The sequence below is a fragment of the Pseudomonas marvdashtae genome, from assembly GCF_014268655.2.
Classification (GTDB): domain Bacteria; phylum Pseudomonadota; class Gammaproteobacteria; order Pseudomonadales; family Pseudomonadaceae; genus Aquipseudomonas; species Aquipseudomonas marvdashtae.
In genome coordinates this window covers 3320796-3344876 of the sequence record NZ_JABWQX020000001.1, presented here as the reverse complement: position 1 = coordinate 3344876, position 24081 = coordinate 3320796, and the positions used below count along the sequence as shown (strand labels likewise).

At 60.4% G+C, this 24081-nt stretch carries 23 protein-coding genes; 10 read left to right on the top strand and 13 right to left on the bottom strand.

All coding sequences use genetic code 11. From position 1 onward, the window contains the following. Positions 1-1083: a bifunctional transcriptional activator/DNA repair enzyme AdaA gene (locus HU742_RS14975; RefSeq protein WP_186644618.1), complete on the bottom strand. Its 1083-nt coding sequence runs from the start codon at positions 1081-1083 to the stop codon at positions 1-3. Between the two features lie 59 nt (positions 1084-1142). After that, positions 1143-2597, bottom strand: coding sequence for a TrkH family potassium uptake protein (locus tag HU742_RS14970; RefSeq protein WP_186644617.1), 1455 nt, complete (start codon positions 2595-2597; stop codon positions 1143-1145). Positions 2598-2770: 173 nt separating this feature from the next. Between HU742_RS14970 and HU742_RS14965 the strand changes: the two genes are divergently transcribed. Next, entirely contained in the window at positions 2771-3358 is a 588-nt protein-coding gene (locus HU742_RS14965; protein ID WP_186640112.1) for a LysE family translocator, read from the top strand. Between the two features lie 18 nt (positions 3359-3376). On the opposite strand, the gene HU742_RS14960 is transcribed toward HU742_RS14965, so the two are convergent. Next, positions 3377-4201 (bottom strand): helix-turn-helix transcriptional regulator, encoded by an 825-nt coding sequence (locus HU742_RS14960; protein ID WP_186644615.1) that lies wholly within the window; start codon positions 4199-4201, stop codon positions 3377-3379. Between the two features lie 118 nt (positions 4202-4319). On the opposite strand from HU742_RS14960, the gene HU742_RS14955 reads away from it, so the two are divergent. The 3 genes from HU742_RS14955 (at position 4320) to HU742_RS14945 (ending at position 6824) form a co-directional block, all read left to right on the top strand. Next, positions 4320-5279: a GGDEF domain-containing protein gene (locus HU742_RS14955; protein ID WP_186644613.1), complete on the top strand. Its 960-nt coding sequence runs from the start codon at positions 4320-4322 to the stop codon at positions 5277-5279. 300 nt (positions 5280-5579) lie between these two features. Further along, the gene (locus tag HU742_RS14950) at positions 5580-6404 is read left to right on the top strand and encodes a lipid II-degrading bacteriocin (protein WP_186644612.1); all 825 of its coding nucleotides are present in this window, start codon (positions 5580-5582) and stop codon (positions 6402-6404) included. Between the two features lie 6 nt (positions 6405-6410). Beyond that, positions 6411-6824: a hypothetical protein gene (locus HU742_RS14945; protein ID WP_186644611.1), complete on the top strand. Its 414-nt coding sequence runs from the start codon at positions 6411-6413 to the stop codon at positions 6822-6824. Positions 6825-6877: 53 nt separating this feature from the next. Here HU742_RS14945 and fabI read toward each other — a convergent pair whose 3' ends face one another. From fabI to gloB, 8 genes are all read right to left on the bottom strand, one after another. Continuing rightward, a complete protein-coding gene (gene fabI, locus HU742_RS14940; RefSeq protein ID WP_150802880.1) occupies positions 6878-7672 on the bottom strand; it encodes an enoyl-ACP reductase FabI in 795 nt (264 codons plus the stop codon). A 19-nt stretch (positions 7673-7691) separates the two neighbouring features. Continuing rightward, entirely contained in the window at positions 7692-9302 is a 1611-nt protein-coding gene (locus HU742_RS14935; RefSeq protein ID WP_186640117.1) for an ABC transporter ATP-binding protein, read from the bottom strand. Position 9303: 1 nt separating this feature from the next. Continuing rightward, positions 9304-10323, bottom strand: coding sequence for an ABC transporter permease (locus HU742_RS14930; protein ID WP_186614950.1), 1020 nt, complete (start codon positions 10321-10323; stop codon positions 9304-9306). Position 10324: 1 nt separating this feature from the next. Next, positions 10325-11398 carry a microcin C ABC transporter permease YejB gene (locus tag HU742_RS14925; protein ID WP_186644610.1) on the bottom strand — a complete coding sequence of 358 codons (1074 nt, stop codon included), beginning with the start codon at positions 11396-11398 and terminating at the stop codon, positions 10325-10327. 4 nt (positions 11399-11402) lie between these two features. Further along, on the bottom strand, positions 11403-13256 hold the full coding sequence (locus tag HU742_RS14920; RefSeq protein ID WP_186644609.1) for an extracellular solute-binding protein: 1854 nt from the start codon (positions 13254-13256) through the stop codon (positions 11403-11405). Beyond that, positions 13253-15085, bottom strand: coding sequence for an extracellular solute-binding protein (locus HU742_RS14915; protein ID WP_189664453.1), 1833 nt, complete (start codon positions 15083-15085; stop codon positions 13253-13255). The genes HU742_RS14920 and HU742_RS14915 overlap by 4 nt, the downstream gene beginning before the upstream one ends. Before the next feature lie 233 nt (positions 15086-15318). Next, on the bottom strand, positions 15319-16767 hold the full coding sequence (locus HU742_RS14910) for a transglycosylase SLT domain-containing protein (protein WP_186640124.1): 1449 nt from the start codon (positions 16765-16767) through the stop codon (positions 15319-15321). A gap of 99 nt (positions 16768-16866) precedes the next feature. Next, complete coding sequence (gene gloB, locus HU742_RS14905) at positions 16867-17634, bottom strand: hydroxyacylglutathione hydrolase (RefSeq protein WP_186640126.1); 768 nt, start codon at positions 17632-17634, stop codon at positions 16867-16869. A 65-nt stretch (positions 17635-17699) separates the two neighbouring features. Between gloB and HU742_RS14900 the strand changes: the two genes are divergently transcribed. The 4 genes from HU742_RS14900 to HU742_RS14885 all read left to right on the top strand — a co-directional run bounded on the left by HU742_RS14900 (position 17700) and on the right by HU742_RS14885 (position 20674). Beyond that, positions 17700-18458 carry a class I SAM-dependent methyltransferase gene (locus HU742_RS14900; RefSeq protein WP_186614963.1) on the top strand — a complete coding sequence of 253 codons (759 nt, stop codon included), beginning with the start codon at positions 17700-17702 and terminating at the stop codon, positions 18456-18458. 89 nt (positions 18459-18547) lie between these two features. Continuing rightward, positions 18548-19000, top strand: coding sequence for a ribonuclease HI (gene rnhA / locus HU742_RS14895; protein ID WP_003180633.1), 453 nt, complete (start codon positions 18548-18550; stop codon positions 18998-19000). Between the two features lie 125 nt (positions 19001-19125). Further along, complete coding sequence (gene dnaQ / locus HU742_RS14890; RefSeq protein WP_186614965.1) at positions 19126-19887, top strand: DNA polymerase III subunit epsilon; 762 nt, start codon at positions 19126-19128, stop codon at positions 19885-19887. A gap of 172 nt (positions 19888-20059) precedes the next feature. Next, complete coding sequence (locus HU742_RS14885; RefSeq protein ID WP_186640128.1) at positions 20060-20674, top strand: GNAT family N-acetyltransferase; 615 nt, start codon at positions 20060-20062, stop codon at positions 20672-20674. On the opposite strand, the gene HU742_RS14880 is transcribed toward HU742_RS14885, so the two are convergent. After that, positions 20640-21533 (bottom strand): LysR substrate-binding domain-containing protein, encoded by an 894-nt coding sequence (locus HU742_RS14880; protein ID WP_186640130.1) that lies wholly within the window; start codon positions 21531-21533, stop codon positions 20640-20642. The genes HU742_RS14885 and HU742_RS14880 overlap by 35 nt on opposite strands. An 88-nt stretch (positions 21534-21621) precedes the next feature. Next, on the bottom strand, positions 21622-21852 hold the full coding sequence (locus tag HU742_RS14875; protein WP_186644608.1) for a hypothetical protein: 231 nt from the start codon (positions 21850-21852) through the stop codon (positions 21622-21624). Between the two features lie 186 nt (positions 21853-22038). Between HU742_RS14875 and HU742_RS14870 the strand changes: the two genes are divergently transcribed. Together HU742_RS14870 and HU742_RS14865 are read left to right on the top strand one after the other, a co-directional pair. Then, entirely contained in the window at positions 22039-22596 is a 558-nt protein-coding gene (locus HU742_RS14870; RefSeq protein ID WP_186644607.1) for an NADPH-dependent FMN reductase, read from the top strand. A 189-nt stretch (positions 22597-22785) separates the two neighbouring features. Beyond that, entirely contained in the window at positions 22786-24069 is a 1284-nt protein-coding gene (locus tag HU742_RS14865) for an arsenic transporter (RefSeq protein WP_186644606.1), read from the top strand. Positions 24070-24081: the final 12 nt, after the last annotated feature.

Below are 24081 nucleotides of genomic sequence, written 5' to 3'. Positions count from 1 at the left end.
TCAAAACGCCAGCGGCAGGGAAACCTGCACCGCGGCCCTCTCCAGCCGCAACAGAAACGCCTTGCGCGGCTGACCGCCACCATAGCCAGTCAACGAGCCATCCGCCCCGATCACCCGATGGCAGGGGATGATGATGGCGAGGCGGTTTTGGCCATTGGCCAAGCCCACGGCGCGGCTGGCACCGGGGCTGCCCAGGGCGGCGGCGATGGCACCGTAGCTGCGGGTTTCGCCGTAGGGGATTTTCTGCAACTGCGCCCAGACCCGCGCCGCGAAGGCGCTGCCGGGCATGTGCAGCGGGACGGTGAAGCATGTGAGCTTCCCGGCGAAATAGTCGGCCAGCTCGCGTTCGATCTGTTGCAGATGAGCGTTGTGCCCCGGCGCGACCGTGTAGCCGTAGCGTTGCCGCAATTCTTCCAGTTCCTTGGTCAAGGCCGGGCGGTCGAGGAACTCCAACAGCACCAGGCCATGACGCTCGGCCATGGCCAGCATGGGCCCCAGCGGTGTGGTCAGGCGGGTGAACAGCAACGGCTCGCTGAGGCCGGCGCGGCCCGGCGTGATGTGGAAGGATTTCACGAAGGCGTCACGAAAGCCGCTCAGCGATTCGTAGCCGGAATCGAACGCCGCGTTGTCGATCGAGGCGCCTTCCTTGATACCGCCCAGGGCGATGCCCAGGCGCCGGGTGCGCAGGTAGGCGTGGAAGGTCATGCCGAAGTGCTGCTTGAACCAGCGGCGCAGCTTCAGCGGTTCGATGCCTCGTTCCTGTAGCAGGGCATCGGTCCAGCGCAGGTCCGGCTGGGCATCCACGGCCTGGAGCAGCGCCTGGACCCAGTCGGGGGCGATCGCGGCGGCATCCAACGGCTTGCAGCGCAGGCAGGCGCGGTAGCCGGCGGACATGGCTTCGTCGGCATGGGCGAAGAATTCCACGTTCTCTGGTTTCGGCTTGCGGGCGGTGCAACTGGGGCGGCAGAAAATACCGGTGGTCTTGACCGCTGTGAAAAACACCCCTTCGTAGGCGGTGTCTCGTTCGAGCATGGCGCGGACCATTTCGGCGTGCGGCGGCAGTAGCGTGTCTTGTAGGTTCATGGGGTGAGCATAGAACCGGGCCCAGGCCGACTCCACCGAAAAATCGACAGTGAATTTTTTCAGTATCTCCAGAACACCGGCGTGAACAATACCAACACTGTCAGGATCTCCAATCGCCCCAGCAGCATGCCGATGGTCAGCAGCCATTTTGCCGCGTCCGGCAAGGTGGAGAAATTGCCAGCCGGACCGATGATCGTACCCAGTCCTGGCCCCACGTTGCAGACTGCGGTGGCCGCGCCGGTCAGGGCCGTTGTCCAATCAAGGCCGATCAGCGCCAGCCCCAGGGCGATCACGCCAATGGTGACGGTGAAGAAAAACGAAAACGTCAGCAGCGAGCGGACGATTTCTTCGTCGATGGGGTGGTTATTGTATTTTTTCTGAATCACCGCCCGGGGATGAATCAGTTGTTTCAGACTGCTCTTTAGCAACGCACCGGCCACCTGGAAACGGAAGATTTTCAGTCCGCCGGCGGTCGATCCCGAGCAACCGCCGACGAATGTCAGATAGAAGAACAACATCAAGGCAAAGCTGCCCCACAGGCTGTAGTCGCCCAGTGCCACGCCCGTGGTGGTGACCACCGACGTCACGTTGACGGCTACGATGCGGACCGCGTCCCACCATGTATGGTCGCTGTTGAAGCTCAGCCAGGTCCCGACCACGAGCCAGGTGATGACCAGGAAACCGACGAACCCCCTGACTTGTTGGTCCCTGAGCAATGCGCGCTTGTGGCCGCGTAATGTCGCGACGTACAGAGTGAAGGGCAGCGCGCCCGCCATCATGATGACCACCGACACCCAATGAATGGCCGGTTGCGGCCAGTGCCCCAGGGATGAATCCGAGGTGGAAAAGCCGCCGGTGGAAATCAACGACATCGCATGGTTGATCGCCTCGAATGGGGTCATGCCGGCAAGCCACAGCGCGAGTGTCGCGAGGGCTGTCAACCCGACATAAATCCATAAGATGTAGTTGGCCGCGACGTGAGAGCGCGGCGTGACCTTTTCCGACCAGTCCGATGATTCGGTCTGGAACAGTCGCATGCCGCCGACCCGCAGCAGCGGCAGGATCGCCACCGCCATGCCGATGAAGCCGATCCCGCCGAGCCAGTGCAGCATCGAGCGCCAGATCAGCAGGCCGGGGGATGCCGTGTCCAGGCCAGTCAGGATGGTCGAGCCGGTGGTCGTGATGCCCGACATCGTTTCAAAAAACGCATCGGTGTAGCTGATGTGCTGGATGAACACCATTGGCAATGCGGCGAAGGCGCAAACCACGACCCAGCTGGCGGTGGTCAGCAGGTACATTTCCCTGGGGCGCATCTGGGCCTGTTCCGGTCTGCCTCGGGCTACCAACGCAACCCCAGAGACGAATGTAATCAGGCTCGACCAGAGGAACGCCGACACGTCATCGTTGCGGTCGTAGTAGATCAGCGTCAACAGCGGGATCACCATGCTGACCGCCAGGGTAGTCAAGAAAATACCGAGGATGAAACCGATGAGACGCAGTACCGCAATGGACATGGGAAACGCCTGATTGGAAGAGTGGCACAGTATCGATTTGGTCCCTCGTTCGCCGCGTAAAATTTGCGTAAAAAAGAGCGATGAGGTTCGAAGACAAGGCAGTTTTCTTCAATACCCGTCCGGCACCGTACTTTAGCCTGGCAGCCTTCCCACTCAAATGAAGTAGGTATGCGATGAGCCTTGTTTTTTCCATGGCGGCCTTTGCCCTGGTCGCCTCCATCACGCCCGGCCCTGTCAACATCGTCGCCCTCAGCTCCGGGGCGCGGTATGGCTTTCGGGCCACGTTGCGTCATGTAGCCGGCGCCACCCTCGGGTTTGTCCTGTTGCTGGTCTTGATGGGCCTCGGGTTGCACGAGGTGTTGCAGCGCTGGCCGGGCCTGACCCGGGTGGTGCAATGGGCCGGCGTAGCGTTCCTGTTGTTCATGGCCTGGAAACTGGCGATCGACGATGGTGAGCTGGGCGAGCGGGACGAGGGCCGCGCGCCGACGATGTTCTACGGTGCGCTGATGCAATGGCTCAACCCTAAGGCCTGGTTGGCCTGTGTGGCGGGAATGGGGGCGTTCGTGGCTGACGGCGAGGCGCTACTGGTGTGGCAGTTCGCGGCGATCTACCTGGTGATCTGCTACGTCTCGGTGGGCTGCTGGGCCTATGCCGGGAGTTTCTTGCGTACCTGGCTGGGCAACCCGGCGACCATGCGCCTGTTCAACCGGGCGATGGCGGCATTGCTGGTCGCCAGTGCGGTGTATCTGTTGCTGCCTTGATGAAGCGCTACAAGCCAATCAGCCGCGGTACTGCCCCGGCGTGGCTGCCAGGTGTTGCTTGAACGCCCGTTGGAAATGCGCCTGGTCGGCGAACCCGCTGTCCAGCGCCACGTCGGCGATCAACTTGCCTTCGCGCAATTGTTGGCGGGCGAACTGGATGCGGCGGTTGATCAGGAAGGCGTGGGGCGTCATGCCGTAATGACGCTTGAAAGCCCGGCTCAAGTAGGATGGCGATAGCTGGGCGAAGGCGCAGATGTCTTCGAGCTTCAGGGCTTCGGTGCAGTGATCATGGATAAACTGCGCTGCCCGCATCAGCGCCGGATGGCTGCCCCGGTCCGGGCGCCCGGCCGGGTTGAGACGATGCTGCAGGTCGGTGAAAAATGCTTCGACGGCGGCTTGCTTGTCGCCAGTACCGACTTGTTCATCCACCAACCGCTCATAAAGGCCGCACAACCCCGAGTAGAGCGCGGCATCGCGGCTGTGGGTGGTGTCGAACGCCTGGAAATCCAGCGACGGATCAAAGCCAATGCGGCGTTGCAAATCCCGCAGCCAGTGGGTGTCGACATACAACATCACGTAGGACCAAGGCTGATCGTCGATCGGGTTGCAGGCGTGCACGTCGCCAGGGTTCATCAGCACCACCGTCCCGCTGCGCACCTGGAATCGCGATTGCTCATGCAAGTAGGTGCTGCGCCCGGCCGTGATCGCGCCGATGGAGAAATGATCGTGGGAGTGACGCGAATAGCAGACCTTGCGCCCATCGGCGATGGCCCGCGCCTCGATGAAGGGCAGGGCCGCGTCGCGCCAGAAACGCGGGGCGGCGTCATGTTGGGCAGGCTTCATCGTCCGTGTCCTGTGTGATGGGCTGTGCCTGATTGTATTAGCCTGCGCCGCAAAATGCTGTTCGAGTTCGCTACGGCAGTGAACTAGACTGCAGTGAGTCTCGCCAACGGAGCTCACGATGCTTGAACCACGCAAACCGGACAATGAAGCCGTCCGTCTCAAGCACCTGCAGTCGCTCAAGCTGCTGGATACTGCACCCGAGGAACGATTTGACCGCTTGACCCGTCTCGCCCGACGCTTGTTCAACGTGCCCATTGCCCTGGTGTCGCTGGTGGATGCCAACCGGCAATGGTTCAAGTCCAATGCGGGCTTGGACGCCAGTGAAACCCCGCGCGAGGTTTCCTTCTGCGGACATGCGATCCTAAAGGATGAAATCCTGGAGATTTGCGACGCGGAACAGGACGAACGGTTTTACGACAATCCGCTGGTCACGGACAGGCCGGGTATTCGCTACTACGCCGGGCATCCATTGGGCCTGGAGGATGGCAGCAAGTTGGGCACCTTGTGCCTGCTGGACACCAAGCCGCGAAAGCTCAGCGACGACGAACGCGAAATGCTGCGCGACCTGGCAAGCATGGCCGAGCAGGAAATGATTGCCGTGCAGATGGCGAGCATGGATGAAATGACGCTGTTGTCCAACCGGCGAGGCTTCAAGACGCTGGCCCAGCATGCGCTGGGCGTGTGTAATCGGCTGTCGCGACCGGCCACGTTGCTGTTCTTCGACCTCAATGACTTCAAGCCGATCAACGACCGCTTCGGCCATGCCGAGGGTGACAGCGCCCTGAAAACCTTTGCCGACGTGCTGCGTATCGCCTTTCGCGAAAGCGATGTCATCGGTCGCCTGGGCGGCGATGAGTTCGTCGCCTTGCTCACCGGCGCTTCCCATGTCGAGACCGCGGCGATCATGGCGCGGCTCGGGGAGATCCCGGAAGAGCGCAACGCGACCTTGCAGCGCGGCTATGACATTCGCTTCAGCGTCGGCCAGATCGAATACGACCCCAAGCGGCACGCATCGATCGACAGCCTGTTGGCCGACGCGGATGCGGCGATGTATGCGCAGAAGCAGGGACGGCACTGAGAAGGGATTTACGGAAGACAAAAAACGCCGCTTGGCCTTTCCAGGGCAAGCGGCGTTTTTTTATGCGTTTCGAAAGCTGCTGGAATGCTACCCCTGGTGACGTTGCCGACGTTTCCGGAGGGGTATTGAAGGGGTTGAGTTCGAAGGCGCGGTTATAAACAGCGCGACATTTTAACCGGCACAACGCGATACATATGTACCGCACGAGGGGTGCGGTAAGCACGCAGAATGAGTTTTACGCGGCGTAATGCTGACTTGTAACCGCAGCGTTATCGATCATTCGACTTGACTGGTACCCCTATGAACAATGAATTACCCATCACATTTGTTTATCCCGATGAGTTCGGCACGTCGCGCGGAAGCGGGAGAGGACTTCCATCACCTGCCCCAATGGCGATGATTGGAAAAATGATCGAAGAACGCAACGTGGCGTACGCACGAGGTCATTGGCCTCAAATGCTGGGGCGCCATCTTGTAGCCATGCGTAATAACTCACCTGTACGTTATGGACTGGACGGTATCATCATTGGTGAATTGAAGGTCGCACACGGCGCTGATTTATTGATGCTGAAAAACTCCAAGCTTGACACAGCCAGTGCCTGGAGGCTCGGGATAAAGGAGGGGGCGAAGATCAAAAAAATAGAACAATTGGCTATCGAGCAGGAGTTTTCTGGAGGCGTTTTCACTCCTTTCAAAGCTATAAGCCATTGGCTACTCGGGAAAGGTAAACCGGCCAGCGTTCGACTCGACCGAACGGGAATCAGCCCGGCGCCGAATAAAATTCCCGACTTGATGGCGGTTATCAACACCGCCGGAATAGGAGTAACCACTGTAGATCTGAAGGTTCCTTACTCCACAGCTCAAGACTCGAATATCGCAAGGATCTATCTTGGAAACATCACGCTTCAAATCACCGGTAAGGTGATTCGCAATACATCAGGTAGCCTTAAGTTTACCGGTACTGCCAAAGCTTTCTCGGATCGCTACGACGCGAATGCCAGCAATCATCGTCCGGTATTTGATGAAAAGGTGACGACTGCGCTGCGTCAAGTGGGGCGAGTTGCCCGAGCGCAGGATTATGAAATACGAATTACTGGCGAGCTTCCCATTAATTTTTCAAGGTGACCCACGATGTTGCGCGAAGAGAAAGGACTGGGGGGCGCTATCATTTGCATAATGGCAGCGTGCGCAATGCTGTTTTTTTTTCCAGCGGACACTGTGATGGAGAACCCTGAGAACCCCAACGATACTCAAGGAGTTCCCGCAGTTGCGATGTACTTGGTCATATTGATCATGCTGACTGCGACGTCTGTGGCCCTGACGGGATTAGGCAGTTTCGCCCAGCAGTTTCTCAGGCATCGATCTTTCACACTGCGTATTGGCGTGTATGTATTTGCCAATGCTCCGCTATTTTTTACGTCACTCTTGGGTGGGGTAGTCTCCTTGGCCTACTCGTACGACACCGTATCCGGGGTGCTGGCGGCGTTGATGTTTCTGTTTTCCTTCGCCTCGCTGCTGCTGGCCATTCCACAAAAATCGAATTAAAAACGCCGCTTGGCCTTTCCAGGGCAAGCGGCGTTTTTGTTGCAACGTGAAGATTACTCTTCGAGGTTGCCCATGGCGGTGGTGTTGAAGCCGCCGTCCACGTACATGATTTCACCGCTGATGCCGGACGCCAGGTCCGAGCACAGGAAGGCGCCGGCGTTGCCGACTTCGTCGATGGTGACGTTGCGACGCAGCGGGGTTTGCGCTTCGTTGGCGGCCAGCATCTTGCGGAAGTTCTTGATGCCGGAAGCGGCGAGGGTGCGGATCGGGCCAGCCGATACGCAGTTGACGCGGGTGCCGTCCGGGCCCAGGGAACCGGCCAGGTAACGTACGCCGGCTTCCAGGGAGGCCTTGGCCATGCCCATGACGTTGTAGTTCGGCATGGTGCGCTCGGCGCCCAGGTACGACAGGGTCAGCAGGCTGCCGTTGCGGCCTTTCATCATTTCGCGACCGGCCTTGGCCAGGGCCACGAAGCTGTAGGCGCTGATGTCGTGGGCAATGCGGAAACCTTCGCGGGTGGTGGCTTCGGTGAAGTCGCCGTCCAGTTGGTCGCCCGGGGCGAAGCCTACGGAGTGCACGATGCAGTCCAGGCCGTCCCACTTCTTGCTCAGTGCTTCGAAGACCTTGGCGATTTCTTCATCGCTGGCCACGTCGCACGGGAAGCACAGCTCAGGGCTCGAACCCCAGCCTTGCGCGAACTCTTCGACACGACCCTTGAGTTTGTCGTTCTGATAAGTGAAGGCAAGCTCAGCGCCCTCGCGATGCATGGCGGCGGCGATGCCGGATGCGATGGACAGCTTGCTGGCGACACCGACGATCAGTACGCGCTTACCGGCGAGAAAACCCATGTGTTGCTCCTCTTTCAGGTTATTCGGCAGTTGTTGGAGCCAGGAAAGCGGCCTCCAGCAACTGCTGTGTATAGGGGTGTTGCGGCGCGGCGAATATGCTGCGGGCATCACCTTGTTCGACCACTTGGCCATGCTTGACCACCATCAGCTGGTGGCTCAGCGCTTTGACAACAGCCAGGTCATGGCTGATAAACAGGTACGTCAGGTTGTACTTGGTTTGCAACGACCGCAACAGCTCCACCACTTGGCGTTGCACGGTGCGGTCCAGGGCTGACGTTGGTTCATCCAGCAGAATCAACGCCGGCTTGAGCACCAGGGCCCGGGCGATGGCGATACGCTGCCGTTGCCCTCCGGAAAATTCATGGGGGTAGCGGTTCCGGGTTTCCGGGTCCAGGCCTACCTCCTTCAATGCCGCGATTATCGCTTGTTCCTGTTCGGCTTCGGTGCCGACCTTGTGGATCCGCAAGCCTTCGCCGACGATCTGGCTCACACACATCCGCGGGCTCAGGCTGCCGAACGGGTCCTGAAACACCACTTGCATCTGCCGGCGCAATGGCCGGACCTGTTGTTGCGTCAGGCTGTCGAGCTGCTTGCCTTCGAAGCGAATCCCGCCCTGGCTTCCGATCAACCGCAGGATCGCCAGCCCCAGCGTGGACTTACCCGAACCGCTCTCGCCGACGATGCCCAGGGTCTGGCCCTGGGGCAGGCTGAAGCGGATCCCGTCCACGGCCTTGATGTAATCCACCGTGCGCTTGAACAGGCCTTTCTTGATCGGAAACCAGACTTTCAGGTCCTCGACCTGCAACAACGGCGGGCCGACGACGTTGGTCGCCGGGTTGCCGCTGGGCTCGGCGGCCAGCAGTTCCCGAGTGTACGGATGTTGCGGCGCGCGAAACAACTCTGCGCACGATGCCTGTTCGACGATGCAACCGCGCTGCATGACACATACGCGATGCGCAATTCTTCGCACCAGGTTCAAATCGTGGCTGATCAGCAGCAGCGACATGCCCAATCGCGCCTGCAATTCCTTGAGTAGGTCGAGGATTTTCAGCTGCACGGTGACGTCCAGCGCGGTGGTCGGTTCGTCGGCGATCAGCAGCTCCGGCTCATTGGCCAAGGCCATGGCGATCATTACCCGCTGGCGCTGGCCGCCGGACAGTTCATGGGGCAAGGCCTTGAGGCGCTTGTGCGGTTCAGGGATGCCGACCAGCTCCAGCAGTTCGAGGGTACGTCGGGTCGCGACCTTGCCGGTCAGGCCCTTGTGGATACCGAGCACCTCGTTGATCTGTTTTTCAATGCAGTGCAAAGGGTTGAGCGAGGTCATCGGCTCCTGGAAAATCATCGCGATCCGGTTACCCCGGATATGGCGAATGGTTTTTTCCTTCAGGCCCAGCAGATCCTGGCCAGCGTAGCGAATGGTCCCGCTGGGGTGGTGGGCGAGCGGGTAGGGCAGCAAGCGCAGGATCGAATGCGCCGTCACCGATTTGCCCGAGCCGCTTTCGCCTACCAGCGCCAGGGTTTCGCCACGCTTGATGTCGAAGCTGACACCCTCAACCACGCGCTGGCGGCGTTCGCCGACAACGAATTCGACGGCTAAATCGCGCACTTCGATCAGATTGTCCTGGTTCATATCACTTCCTCGGATCGAAGGCATCGCGAGCGGACTCGCCGATGAACACCAACAGGCTCAGCATGATCGCCAGTACGGCGAACGCGCTGATACCCAGCCACGGCGCCTGCAGGTTTGATTTGCCCTGGGCCACCAGTTCGCCCAGGGACGGCGCACCAGCCGGCAGGCCGAAACCGAGGAAGTCCAGGGCGGTAAGGGTGCCGATGGCGCCGGTGAGGATGAACGGCATGAAGGTCATGGTCGAGACCATGGCATTGGGCAGGATGTGGCGGAACATGATCGCGCCGTTCTGCATGCCCAGCGCCCGTGCCGCCCGCACATATTCCAGGTTGCGCCCGCGCAGGAACTCGGCGCGCACGACGTCCACCAGGCTCATCCAGGAAAACAGCAACATGATGCCCAGCAACCACCAGAAGTTCGGCTGGACGAAACTGGCGAGGATGATCAGCAGGTAAAGCACCGGCAGCCCGGACCAGATTTCCAGGAAGCGCTGGCCGGCCAGGTCCACCCAGCCGCCATAGAAGCCCTGCAGGGCGCCGGCGATCACGCCGATGATCGAGCTGAGCACCGTTAGCGTCAGCGCGAACAGCACCGAAATGCGAAAGCCATAGATCACCCGCGCCATTACATCGCGGCCCTGGTCATCGGTGCCGAGCCAATTCACCGAGGAGGGCGGCGCGGGGGCCGGGACCTTCAAATCGTAATTGATGCTCTGGTAGCTGAACGGAATCGGCGCCCACAGCACCCAGGCGTTCTTGGCGGCGAGCAGTTCGCGGATGTACGGGCTTTTATAGTTGGCTTCCAAGGGGAATTCGCCACCGAAGGTGGTTTCCGGGTAGCGCTTGAGGGCCGGGAAATACCAGCCGTCGTCGTAATGCACCACCAGTGGCTTGTCGTTGGCGATCAGTTCGGCGCCCAGGCTCAGCCCGAACAGGATCAGGAACAGCCACAGCGACCACCAGCCACGCTTGTTGGCCTTGAACAGTTCGAAGCGTCGGCGATTGAGAGGGGACAGGTTCATCTCAATGCTCCCGGCTTTCGAAGTCGATGCGCGGATCGACGAAGGTGTAGGTCAAGTCGCCGATCAGTTTCACCACCAGCCCCAGCAAGGTGAAGATGAACAGGGTGCCAAACACCACTGGATAATCGCGGTTGATGGCGGCTTCAAAACTCATGAGCCCGAGGCCGTCGAGGGAGAAAATGACTTCCACCAGCAACGAGCCGGTGAAGAAAATCCCGATGAATGCCGACGGGAAACCGGCGATCACCAGCAGCATCGCGTTGCGAAAGACATGGCCATACAGCACGCGGTTGCGCGTCAGGCCCTTGGCCTTGGCGGTGACCACGTATTGCTTGTTGATTTCATCGAGGAAGCTGTTCTTGGTCAGCAAGGTCATGGTGGCGAAGTTGCCGATTACCAGCGCCGTCACGGGCAAGGCCAGGTGCCAGAAATAGTCGAGGACCTTGCCGCCCATGCTCAATTCGTCGAAGTTGTTGGAGGTCAGCCCGCGTAACGGAAACCAGTCGAAATAACTGCCGCCGGCGAACACCACGATCAACAGGATGGCGAAGAGGAACGAGGGAATCGCGTAGCCGACGATGATTGCCGAACTGGTCCATACATCGAAATGACTGCCGTGGCGCGTCGCCTTGGCGATCCCCAGCGGGATCGACACCAGGTACATGATCAGCGTGCTCCATAACCCGAGGGAAATGGACACCGGCATCTTTTCCTTGATCAGGTCGATGACCTTGGCGTCGCGGAAGAAACTGTCGCCGAAATCCAGGCTGGCGTAGTTCTTGATCATGATCCACAGGCGTTCGGGGGCCGACTTGTCGAAGCCGTACATGCGCTCGATTTCCTTGACCAGCGCCGGGTCCAGGCCTTGGGCGCCACGGTAGGCGGAGCCGGCCACCGATACTTCGGCACCGCCACCGGCGATGCGGCTGGTGGCGCCTTCGAAGCCTTCGAGCTTGGCGATCATCTGCTCCACCGGGCCGCCGGGCGCCGCCTGGATGATCACGAAATTGATCAGCAAGATGCCAAACAGGGTCGGGATGATGAGCAACAGTCGCCGAAAAATATAAGCCAGCATGTTGTTACTCCACACTCGCGGGGGCGGCGATTTGTTGCTCGATCACTTGTTTCTCCACTTCATCGGCCGGCTTGATCTCCGGTTTGACCCACCAGGTGGTGGTGCCGATGTCATAAGTCGGCGGGACTTTTGGATGGCCGATGTGGTTCCAGTAGGCGACGCGCCAGGTCTTGATGTGCCAGTTGGGTATCACGTAGTAGCCCCACTGCAACACCCGGTCCAGCGCGCGGGCATGAGTGACCAGGCTCTTGCGCGAGTCGGCGTTGATCAACTGTTCCACCAACTGGTCGACGGCGGGATCCTTCAGGCCCATGGTGTTGCGGCTGCCAGGTTTGTCCGCAGCGGCCGACATCCAGAATTCGCGCTGTTCGTTCCCCGGTGAGCTGGACTGCGGGAAGCTGCCCACCACCATGTCGAAATCCCGTGAACGCACGCGGTTGATGTACTGGGACACGTCGACGCGGCGGATCACCAGTTCTATGCCCAGGTCACTCAGGTTGCGCTTGAATGGCAGCAGGACCCGCTCGAACTCGGTCTGGGCCAGCAGGAACTCCAGGACCACGGGCTTGCCTTGGGTATCGACCATCTTGTCGTCGACGATGCGCCAACCCGCTTCTTGCAGCAACTGATAGGCCTTGCGCTGCTGGTCGCGGATCATGCCGCTACCGTCGCACATCGACGGCTGGAAGGCTTCGGTGAAGACCTGCTCGGGGATTTTGCCCCGCAGTGGTTCGAGGATCTTCAGCTCGTCTTCGCCGGGCAGGCCAGTGGCGGCCATCTCCGAATTCTCGAAATAACTGCGTGTGCGGGCGTAGGCGCCGCTGAATAGCTGCTTGTTGGTCCACTCGAAGTCCAACAACAGGCTCAAGGCCTTGCGTACTCGCACATCCTGGAACACCGGCCGGCGCAGGTTGTAGACAAATCCTTGCATGCCGGTGGGGTTGCCGTTGGGGATCTGTTCCTTCACCAGCCGGCCCTCGGTGACGGCCGGGATGTTGTAGGCATTGGCCCAGTTCTTGGCGCTCATCTCCAGCCAGAAATCGAACTGCCCGGCTTTCAGGGCTTCGACGGCCACCGTGTTGTCGCGGTAATAATCGGTGGTCAATACGTCGAAATTATAGAAGCCGCGATTGACCGGCAGGTCCTTGCCCCAATAATCCTTCACGCGCTCATAGCGTATCGAGCGACCGGCCTTCACTTCGCTGACCTTGTAGGGGCCGCTGCCCAGGGGGAACTCCAGGTTGCCCTTGTTGAAGTCGCGGTCGGCCCACCAGTGTTTCGGCAATACCGGCAGTTGGCCGAGGATCAGCGGCAGTTCGCGGTTGTGGGTGTGCTTGAATTTGAACAGGACCTTGAGCGGGTCTTCGGCGATGACTTCGGCGACATCGTTGTAATAACCGCGAAACATCGGGGCGCCGTCCCTGGTCAAGGTCTGGAAGCTGAAGACCACGTCGTCCGCGCGCACCGGATGGCCGTCATGGAAACGGGCTTCGGGGCGCAGGTAGAAACGCACCCAGCCGTTGTCCGGGGCTTTCTCGATTTTCTCGGCGATCAGGCCGTATTCAGTGAACGGTTCATCCAGGCCTTGCTTGGCCAGGGTGTCGTAGATCAGGCCGATGTCCTCTGCCGGTACGCCTTTGTTGATAAAAGGGTTGAGGCTGTCGAAGCTGCCAAACCCGCCCTGGCGAAATATCCCGCCCTTGGGCGCGTCGGGGTTTACGTAGTCGAAATGCTTGAAGTTGGCCGGGTATTTCGGCGGCTCGTTGTACAAGGTCAAGGCGTGCTGCGGCGCGGCACAAGCCAGCCCGGCGAATAACAGGCTGCTGGCCTGCAGGAGCAGGGCGCGTAAAGGCTTCATTGATCTTTCTCCGAAGATTTCAGCCACCATGCGCTCAGGCCCAGGGTGTAGGGCGGCGTAGTGACAAAGGCGAACCGGTTGCGGTACGCCAGGCGATGATAATTGAGATACCAGTTGGGGATGCAGTAATGCTGCCACAGCAGCACACGATCCAACGCCTTGCCGGCGGCCACCTGTTCGTCGCGAGTCTGGGCGGCGAGCAGCTTTTCCAATAAATGGTCGACCACCGGGTTGGCGATCCCCGCGTAATTCTTGCTGCCCTTGATCCCGACCTGGCTGGAGTGGAAATACTGCCATTGTTCAAGGCCGGGGCTGAGGGTCTGGCCCAGGGTCAGCAGGATCATGTCGAAGTCGAACTGGTCCAGGCGCTGCTTGTACTGGGCTCGGTCCACGGTGCGCAGGCGGGCCTGGATGCCGATGCTGGCAAGGTTCTCGACGTAAGGCTGGAGGATGCGCTCCAGGTTCGGATTCACCAACAGGATCTCGAAGCGCAAGGGTTGGCTTTCAGCGTTCAGCAGGCGCTGGCCGTTGAGGGTCCATCCGGCTTCCTTCAGCAGGGCCAGGGCCCTGCGCAGGGTTTCCCGGGGAATGCCGCGCCCGTCGGTCTTGGGCAGGCTGAAGGGCTCGGTGAGCAACTGAGCGGGCAGTTGCTCGCGGTACGGCTTGAGCAACAGCCATTCGTGGCCCACCGGAAGGCCCGTCGCCGAGAATTCGCTGTTTGGGTAGTAACTGAGGGTGCGTTTGTAGGCGCCGCTGAACAGCGTGCGGTTGGTCCATTCGAAATCGAACATCAATCCCAGGGCTTCCCGTACCTTGACCTCGGCGAAGGTTGCGCGCCGAGTGTTCATGAACAGGCCTTGGGTCTGGGTCGGAATCTGGTGGGGGATCTGCGCCTTGATCACGTCGCCACGGTTGACCGCCGGGAAGTTGTACCCGTTGGCCCAGTTCTTGGCCTGGTGTTCGATGTAGATATCGAACTCGCCGGCCTTGAACCCTTCGAAGGCGACTTCGCTGTCGCGGTAGAACTCCACTTCCATCCGGTTGAAATTGTATTTTCCGCGATTGACCGGCAGGTCCTTGCCCCAGTAATCCTTGACCCGCTCGAAGATCAATTGGCGGCCCGGTTGGACTTTGGTGATGCGGTAAGGGCCGCTGCCCAGGGGCGGCTCGAAGGTGGTCGCCTTGAAATCGCGGTTTTTCCAATAATGTTGTGGCAGCACCGGTAACTCACCCAGGCGCAGGATCAGCAGCGGATTGCCCGAGCGCTTGAAGACGAAGCGGATTTTCAGCGGGCTGAGGATATCGACTCGCAGCACTTCCTGAAGGTTGGTCCGGTACAGCGGATGGCCGTCCTTGAGGAGCGTTCGATAGGAAAACGCCACGTCGTAGGCGGTGATCGGTACGCCGTCGTGGAAGCGTGCTTCGGGTCGCAGGTTGAACACCACCCAACTGCGGTCCTCGCTGTATTCCACGGACTGGGCGATCAAGCCGTAACTCGACGTCGGCTCATCCCCGGACGGCGCGTACTGGCCGGTACCGACCATCAACGGCTCGTTCAGCTCGTTGATGCCGTACTGCAGAAAATTCGCCGTGGAGACCGGGCTGCTGCCCTTGAATGTGTAGGGGTTGAGCGTATCGAAGGTGCCAAACGCCATGATCCGCAAGGTGCCGCCCTTGGGCGCTTGCGGATTGACCCAGTCGAAGTGGGTGAATCGGGCTGGGTACTTGAGCGTGCCGAATTGCGCATAGCCATGGCTTTCGCTGATGGTGGCGCCAGCGGGTGAGCTCAGGGCCAGGCTGATCAGGAGCAGGAGGAGGGGACGTATCAAGTCTGGGATCCGATACAGGCGGCTTGGGCTTTTATGGGCTGTACAGTAACAGCTTGTATCGGCAGGAAAAAGGCGGGGGCTTGTGGCGAGGGGATTTATCCCCGTTGGGGCGCGAAGCGGCCCTAGAACCTGACAACTCGGTGTATCAGATAGATCCAGGGGGGGCTGCTTCGCAGCCCAGCGGGGATAAATCCCCTCGCCACAACAAGCCCCCAGCCACCGGAGCCCCGGTGTCAATGCGGGGAATAGACCGTCAGCATCTGCCCAGGCTTGAGCGCCTTGCCCATTCGTGGGTTCCAGCGCTTGAGGTGCTGCATCTCGACATTGAAGCGTTTGGCGACGACATACAGCGAGTCGCCTTGCTTGACCTTGTACTGAGTCTGCTTCTTTTGTTCCTTGCCCTTGGCGGCCACGACCGTATTGATGCGCTTGCCGTTAGCCTTTGTAGCCCTGGTGTCTTGCATCACCAGGGTCTGGCCGACCTTGAGCTTGTTGCCGCTGAGCTTGTTCCAGCGTTGCAGGTCCTTGGTCTGGACCTTGTTGGCCTTGGCGATCTGCGCCAGGTTGTCGCCGCGCTTGACGCGGTAGGTGCGCCTGGCACCTTCCACGTCGCTGTCTTCGGCGGTTTCGAAAACCGGTTTGAGCGAACGCGGGCTGATCAGTTCTTCCGGGCGCATCGTCGACAGGCTGGCGGTCAGCAACTGCGCCTTGGACGTCGGCACGAGCAAATGCTGCGGGCCATCGATGGTGGTGCGCTGCTTGAAGGCCGGGTTGAGCTGGAACAGTTCGTCTTCGTCGATGTTCGCGACCGCGGCGACCTTGGACAGGTCCATGCGCTGGTTGATCTCGACGACCTGGAAGTAAGGTTCGTTGGCGATCGGGTTGAGATTCACGCCATAGGCATCGGGGGACAGCACCACCTGGGACAGCGCCAGCAGCTTCGGCACATAGGCCTGGGTCTCGCTGGGCAACGGCAGGTTCCAGTAGTCGGTGGGCAGGCCCAGTTTCTCGTTGCGCTCGATGGCCCGGCTGACGGTGCCCTCACCGGCGTTGTACGCCGCCAGCGCCAGCAGCCAGTCGCCGTTGAACATGTCATGCAGGCGCGTCAGGTAGTCCATGGCGGCCGTGGTGGAAGCAGTGATATCGCGACGCCCGTCGTAGAAGCGGGTCTGGCGCAGGTTGAAATAACGCCCCGTGGACGGGATGAACTGCCACAGCCCCACTGCGTTGGCCCGGGAGTAAGCCATGGGGTTGTAGGCGCTTTCGATCACCGGCAGCAGCGCCAGCTCCAGCGGCATGTTGCGTTCTTCAAGTCGCTCGACAATGTAATGGATGTACAGGCTGCCACGCTCGCCGGCGTTCTCCAGGAAGGACGGGTTGCTGGCGAACCATAGGCGCTGTTGTTCGATGCGCGGGTTGACGCCGGCGGTTTCCTGGAGCTGGAAACCCTGGCGCATGCGTTCCCACACGTCCTGGGGCACCTGGGGGGTGGGCTTCTCGGTGAGCCAAACCGGCTTCTGCTTGGCCCGCGCAGCGATTTTCGGCGTATGCGCAACATCGGCCTGCGGAACCTGGCCGCTGCTCTGACAGCCCGCCAGCGTGGCGGACACAGCCACCGCGATGGCTTGAGCCAAGCGGGTCAATGTGTCTGACTGGACGGACCTACGGATAGATGACGACATTGGCTGGAAGTAAGTTCCGGGCAAAAATGTCGGCCGATTCTAGGAAGCGCACCCCAACAGGTCAACCATTCAGAATTTTTGTATCAATCGATAGCTGCCTTAGAACTTATCTTTCCACGCCCTCAAGGCCGCAAAAACCTCACTCGGCGTCTGGTTACGCTGGCCGTTCCGTTCGTCTGCTTTTTGTTTAACGGATGTTTCAGCGGTGCGCAAAAAAGGATTGGTGAGTTTTTCCAGGGCCAGGGTCGAAGGCAGTGTGATGACGCCTTGGTCGCGTTGCTGGATGACTTTTTCCAGGCGGGCGGCAATGTCCGGGTTCGCTGGCTCGACCGCTGCGGCGAACTTCAGGTTGCTCAGGGTATATTCATGGGTGCAATAGACCAGGGTATCTTCAGGCAGCGCGGCAAGTCGGCCCAGAGAGTGGTGCATCTGTTGTGGCGTACCTTCGAAAAGCCTGCCGCAGCCAGCGGCGAACAGCGTGTCGCCACAGAACAGCAGGCCGCGGTGGTAATAGGCGATATGCCCCAACGTGTGCCCGGGGACGGCGTAGACGTCGAAATCCAGGCCGAGCACGTTGACGTTGGCGTTGTCCTCCAGGGCCACGTCCCGCGCCGGGATGTTCTCGCTGGCAGGGCCGTACACGGTGGCGTTGGTCGCGTTTCTCAGCGCCTGGACACCGCCGACGTGGTCATGATGATGGTGGGTGACCAGGATGTCGCTCAAGACCCAGCCGGGATGCGCGTCGAGCCAGGCCTGGACGGGGGCGGCGTCGCCCGGGTCGACCACGGCGCAGTGCCGGGTCGAGTGATCCTGTAACAACCAAATGTAGTTATCGGTAAACGCGGGCAGGGCAGTGATCTGTATCATCGCGGAATTCGCCAAGCTCAAAACAAAGGCGCATCTTAGAACTTCCTGGCGCGTTGGAGAATGCAATGACCGATGAAGCGTTCGCTCAGGCCGATCCTGAATGGCTGGCACTGATCAGCTCCGCCCGTGAATGGCTATCCGGCCCGGTTGGGCAATTCTTGCTGGAAGAAGAACGACGTATGCTCGAAGACGAGCTGGGCCGGTTCTTTGGCGGTTATCTGGTGCATTACGGTCCCTCGGCGCAGACACCGCCTTCGGCGCCGCAGGTCCAGCGCAACGTTCGCCTGGGCGCGCCGTTGCCTGGCGTGGAGATTGTCTGTGAAGAGCAGGCCTGGCCGTTGAGCGAGCACGCCGCCGACGTGGTGGTGATGCAGCACGGCCTGGATTTCTGCTTGTCGCCCCATGGTTTGTTGCGAGAAGCCGCCAGCAGCGTACGTCCCGGCGGGCACTTGGTGATCATTGGGATCAATCCGTGGAGCAGTTGGGGGCTGCGGCATGTCTTTGCCAGCGACGCGTTGCGCCAGGCCCGTTGCATTTCGGCCTCGCGGGTAGGCGACTGGCTGAACCTGCTGGGCTTCGCGCTGGAGAAACGCCGCTTCGGGTGCTATCGTCCGCCGCTTGCGTCGCCCAAGTGGCAGGCCCGTCTGGCCGGCTGGGAGCGCAAGGCCGGTGACTGGCAACTGTCCGGCGGCGGCTTCTATTTATTGGTCGCGCGCAAGATCGCAGTCGGCTTGCGCCCGGTGCGCCAGGCGCGACGCGAACCGATGGGCAAGCTGATTCCCTTGCCGATGGCCAAGGTCAATCGCCGTCACATCGAGCCGTAACCCTTTTCTGATGGTTCTTGCCGGCATTCGGCTTCGGGCGTCGATCGCTCCCGACCGGCAGGCCTTTGCAATTTTTTGGATAGATTGGCATGAGCGATAGCGTAGAACTTTTCACTGATGGCGCCTGCAAGGGCAATCCCGGCCCGGGCGGCTGGGGTGCGTTGCTGGTGTGCAAGGGCGTGGAAAAGGAGCTCTGGGGCGGCGAAGCCAACACCACCAACAACCGCATGGAACTGATGGGCGCCATTCGCGGCCTGGAAGAACTCAAGCGGTCATGCGACGTGCTGTTGGTGACCGACTCGCAGTATGTGATGAAAGGCATCAACGAGTGGATGGCGAACTGGAAGAAGCGCGGCTGGAAGACGGCGGCGAAGGAGCCGGTCAAAAACGCTGATCTTTGGAAACTCCTGGATGAGCAAGTCAACCGTCATAACGTCACCTGGAAATGGGTGCGCGGTCATATCGGTCACCACGGAAACGAGCGGGCCGACCAGTTGGCCAACCGAGGGGTGGATGAAGTGCGCGGTTACAAGCAGGCTTGATCCGGGCCTCGTCAGTCTGGCCAGGATTAAACTGTGGCCACAAAAAGCAGGCTTCGGCTCATCCTTACGTGAGCGTGTTAACATCCGCGCTTTTGCAAGACTGTCCGTTGAGAGCTGAACACTAGATGGCCAACAGATCTGTAGTACTGGATACCGAAACCACCGGCATGCCGGTGACCGACGGTCACCGGATTATCGAAATCGGCTGTGTCGAGCTGATGGGTCGGCGCCTGACCGGCCGTCACTTTCACGTTTACCTGCAACCGGACCGCGAAAGCGACGAAGGCGCCATCGGCGTGCACGGCATCACCAACGAATTCCTGGTGGGCAAGCCGCGTTTCGCCGAGGTGGCCGATGAGTTCTTCGAATTCATCCAGGGCGCGCAACTGATCATTCATAACGCGGCGTTCGACGTCGGGTTCATCAACAATGAATTCGCCCTGATGGGTCAGCATGACCGGGCGGATATCACCCAGCATTGCACCATCCTCGACACCTTGATGATGGCCCGGGAGCGGCACCCCGGACAGCGCAACAGCCTCGATGCCCTGTGCAAGCGCTACGGCGTCGACAACTCCGGTCGTGAACTGCACGGCGCCTTGCTCGACTCCGAGATTCTCGCTGACGTCTACCTGACCATGACCGGCGGCCAGACCAGCCTGTCCCTGGCCGGCAACGCTTCGGACGGCAACGGCACCGGTGAAGGTTCGGGTAACCAGGCGACCGAAATTCGTCGTCTGCCTGCGGACCGCAAGCCGGCCCGGATCATCCGTGCCAGCGAAAGCGATTTGGCTGAGCATGCCGCACGTCTGGAAGCCATCGCCAAGTCGGCCGGTGCCCCGGCATTGTGGACGCAATTGGCCGAGGCGCAGGCTGCGGCCAACTGATGCACCGCCCACGGGTTCGGTCATGTCAATCTCGCGACAATCGCCAGTCTCTTCTAACCTGAAGTGAAGGCAGGCCATGGATACCCGCTTTGATGTGTGAAGTTTCGAGAGGCAAGGGCAATGGATGGCACGACGCCGTTGGTTGTCTCAAGGAATGAGGACGTTCCCCAGCATGCAACCGGTCATGAACCCCAAGCACCCCGGCCTGTCGGTGCGCGTCGTCGATGATGGCTTCGCGGCCTACATCTGGGGCAGCGACTTCAGTTTCGAGGTCAGTGTCTACGGCGCGGCGCAGATCGGTCGGCCCGTGGATCAATGGCCCGTGACGCCCATCGTTCCGTATCGCAAGTGCTACGGCATCGATCCGGAAGAGTTCAGCAGCTTTCGCGACGCGCCGGACAGCGAAATCTTCATGGCTTATCTGGATGACCAGCCGGTGGGGCATCTGGTCGTCAGTACCAACTGGAACGGTTACGCCCACATCGACGAATTAGCGGTGCATGCCCCGGCTCGCCGGCATGGCGTAGCCAAGGCCCTGCTCGATGTCGCCCAGTTCTGGAGTCGCAAGAAAAAACTGCCGGGCATCATGCTGGAAACCCAGAACAACAATCTGGGCGCCTGCCGGCTCTACGAGCGTTGCGGCTATGTGCTGGGAGGAATCGACCACCTGCGCTATCGCGGCATCGATCGGCACACCGCCGAAGTGGCGTTGTTCTGGTACCGGTTGTTCGACGATCCGCTGGGCATGACCGTCAGTGGTTCAGCAACGCCTCGGCTTGTTCCGTAACCCGCTCCAGCAATGATTGCACTGTCGGTGAAGGCGGCGCGCCGTTCAGGCTCAGTGCATAAAGACAGATGGGAACGGCCGGCGACACCGGGCAAATGTCCAGCCCGCTGCCTTTGGCCCCGGAGGCGGTGAACGGGTCGACAATGGCCAGGCCTTCCCCAGCCTCGACCATCGCACGCATCATCTGGTGGGTCTGCACGCGAATCTGCACCAGCGGTGCCGGCCGTAGCGCCGCCAGCTTATGGTCGAATACCGGGCTCAGCGGATCGTGGCCCTCGAGCCCGACCAGCGATTGGCCCGCCAGATCCTGAAGCGAAATGTATTTTTGCCGCGGTTGCAGCCAGCCGTGGGGCGCGAGCAATTGCAGTTTGCCTTGGGCGATCATCTGGCAGTGGATGTCGGGATGTTCGGGATCGTGCAGGCTCAGGCCCAGGTCGCTTTCACGCAGCAGCAGGCTCTTGACGATGTCGCGTGTCGGTTGGCTGAGCAGCGTGCAAGGCGCATCTGGATGGCGCCTGCGCAGGGCGGCGATGCTCAGGGGCAGCAGCTGTTGGGCCAGCGGCGGGGTGCAGATGATGCGCAGGGGCGGCGCCTGATAATGTTTCAGGCTGCTGGCCAGCCGCTGTATCGGTTCGAGGGTGTCGTACAGTCGCGTGATGCCTTCGCGCAACTCCAGGGTTTCTCGAGTGGCCTGCAACCGTCCGCGTACGCTGGCGAACAGCATGAAACCGAGCTGGGCCTCCGCGTCGCGCAGGATCGACTCGACTTCGACCGCCGGCAATTGCAGCCATTCAGCCGCTGTACCGAGATGGCCGGTCTGCAGCAGCGCCTGGATCACTTCGATGTGGCGTAAACGCATGCAAGAAGTCCGTATTAGGCAGGTAAGCCATTGAGTGGCTGAATCCTAACCCAATTGCGGGTGCGACTTCTGCTCATTGAACCTGAGGTTATGAGGCTATCTGTGTTTCAGGTTCGCGGGTCAGTTCGACACCGGACTGCACCAGGACAAACGTGCCCTCAGCTAATTTGTTGACTCGGTCGCCAATCGCCAGTTTATAGGTGATGACATCCTTGCCAATACCGTCTGGCGACGGGTCTGATTCTTGGAATTCATGCACCGAATAGACGCGACCTTCGGCGTCCCGCGCATGAAATTGTCCGACAAGTACTGCTGCCATTGCTTAGAACCTCTGGAAATAGATCACTCGATTTGCGGTTCTGTAGACCTTGATCAAGTGCGGTAAGTTTTCCTACATGAAAAAAATAGTCCGGCCGGAAGGTTTTCGACGTTCCATTGGTCCAATTGTGGTGCCGATCATCTATAACTACAGGCTCCCTTTTAACCGACAGTCGAGAAGCCTCTCATGAGTAATGTCTACACAGTGGCCGTTTTAGTGGGCAGCCTGCGCAAGGCATCGATCAACCGTAAGGTTGCGCTGGCCCTGGCCGACATGGCCCCGTCTCATCTGAAACTGGAAATTGTCGAAATCGGCGAGCTGCCGCTCTACAACGAAGACATCGACGTAACGCCGCCAGCGGCCTACACCACGTTTCGCCAGCAGGTGGGCGCTGCCGATGCGCTGTTGTTCGTCACGCCCGAATACAACCGCTCGGTGCCCGCTCCGCTGAAAAACGCCATCGATGTCGGCTCGCGTCCCTACGGCAAAAGTTGCCTGAGCGGCAAGCCTGGCGCGGTCTTCAGCGCATCGCCCGGCGCCATCGGCGGTTTTGGTGCCAACCACCATTTGCGCCAGTCCCTGGTGTTTCTCGATGTGCCTTGCATGCAGCAACCTGAAGCTTACCTGAGTGGCGCGGGAACTGCCGTCGACGAAGCCGGTAACCTGTCGGAATCTGTGCGACCGTTCCTGCAGAAATTCATCGATGCCTATGGCCAGTGGGTCGAGCAGCACAAGAAGGTTTGATCTCGACAGTACGGTAGATCCCGTGGCGAGGGAGCTTGCTCCCTCGCCACGGGGGCGTATTGCAATGCCGAAGCGACCGGCGCCAAGGGCAATGGGTCTACTACCGTTTGCACGCCATGGCCGATCGTCCGGTGGCGCGCTGTTGCTGACGCTTTCTTTCAAACCGTTTTACTCCCAAGGTTGTTGCGCATGCTTCTCGCGTCGTTGATTTTCCTGCTGACCATAACGTTGGTGATCTGGCAGCCCAAAGGGCTGGGTGTCGGCTGGAGCGCCATGCTCGGCGCGCTGTTGGCGTTGCTGAGCGGGGTGGTGCAGGTCGGTGATATCGCCTTGGTGTGGCACATCATCTGGAACGCCACCGGCACGTTTGTTGCGCTGATCATCATCAGCCTGTTGCTGGACGAGGCCGGCTTTTTTGCCTGGGCCGCCCTGCATGTGGCCCGATGGGGGCGAGGCAGCGGACGCAAGCTGTTCGCATTCATGGTGCTGCTCGGGGCACTGGTGTCGGCGCTGTTCGCCAACGACGGCGCGGCGCTGATCCTGACGCCCATCGTGATTTCGATGTTGCTGGCGTTGCGGTTCTCCCCGGCGGCGACCCTCGCGTTCGTCATGGGTGCCGGTTTCATCGCCGATACCGCGAGCCTGCCGTTGGTGGTGTCGAACCTGGTGAACATCGTCTCGGCGGACTTCTTCGGCATTGGCTTCAACCGCTACGCGGCGGTGATGGTGCCGGTGAACCTGGTCAGCGTGGCGGCGAGCCTGGCGATCTTGTTGTGGTTCTTTCGCCACGACATCCCCCGTGACTATGACCCTGATCAGTTGGACGATCCCGCAACGGCGATCCACGACAAGGCCACGTTTTATGCAGGTTGGGCGGTGCTGGTGATCCTGCTGCTGGGTTGCTTTGCCCTGGAGCCGCTGGGGATTCCCATCAGTGTGATCTCGGCGGTCTGCGCCGCATTGTTGTTGGCTGTCGCGGCTCACGGTCACAAGATCTCTACTCGCAAGGCGATGAAAGAAGCGCCGTGGCAGATCGTGATCTTCTCCTTGGGCATGTACCTGGTGGTCTATGGCCTGCGCAACGCCGGGCTGACCGACTATCTGGCCCAGTGGCTCGACGCCTTCGCCGGCTACGGTGTGTGGGGCGCGGCCATGGGCACCGGCTTGTTGACGGCGTTGCTCTCATCGGTGATGAACAACCTGCCGACGGTACTGATCGGTGCCTTGTCCATCGACGCCAGCCAGGCCACCGGTGTGGTGAAGGAAGCGATGATCTATGCCAACGTCATCGGCAGCGACCTGGGTCCGAAAATCACCCCGATTGGCAGCCTGGCGACGTTGCTGTGGCTGCATGTGCTGGCGCGCAAGAACATCCAGATCGGTTGGGGTTATTACTTCAAGGTCGGGATCGTTCTGACGGTGCCGGTGTTGCTGGTGACGTTGGCGGCGCTGGCGGTACGGCTGTCCTTCTAGATCGAGTCGGAC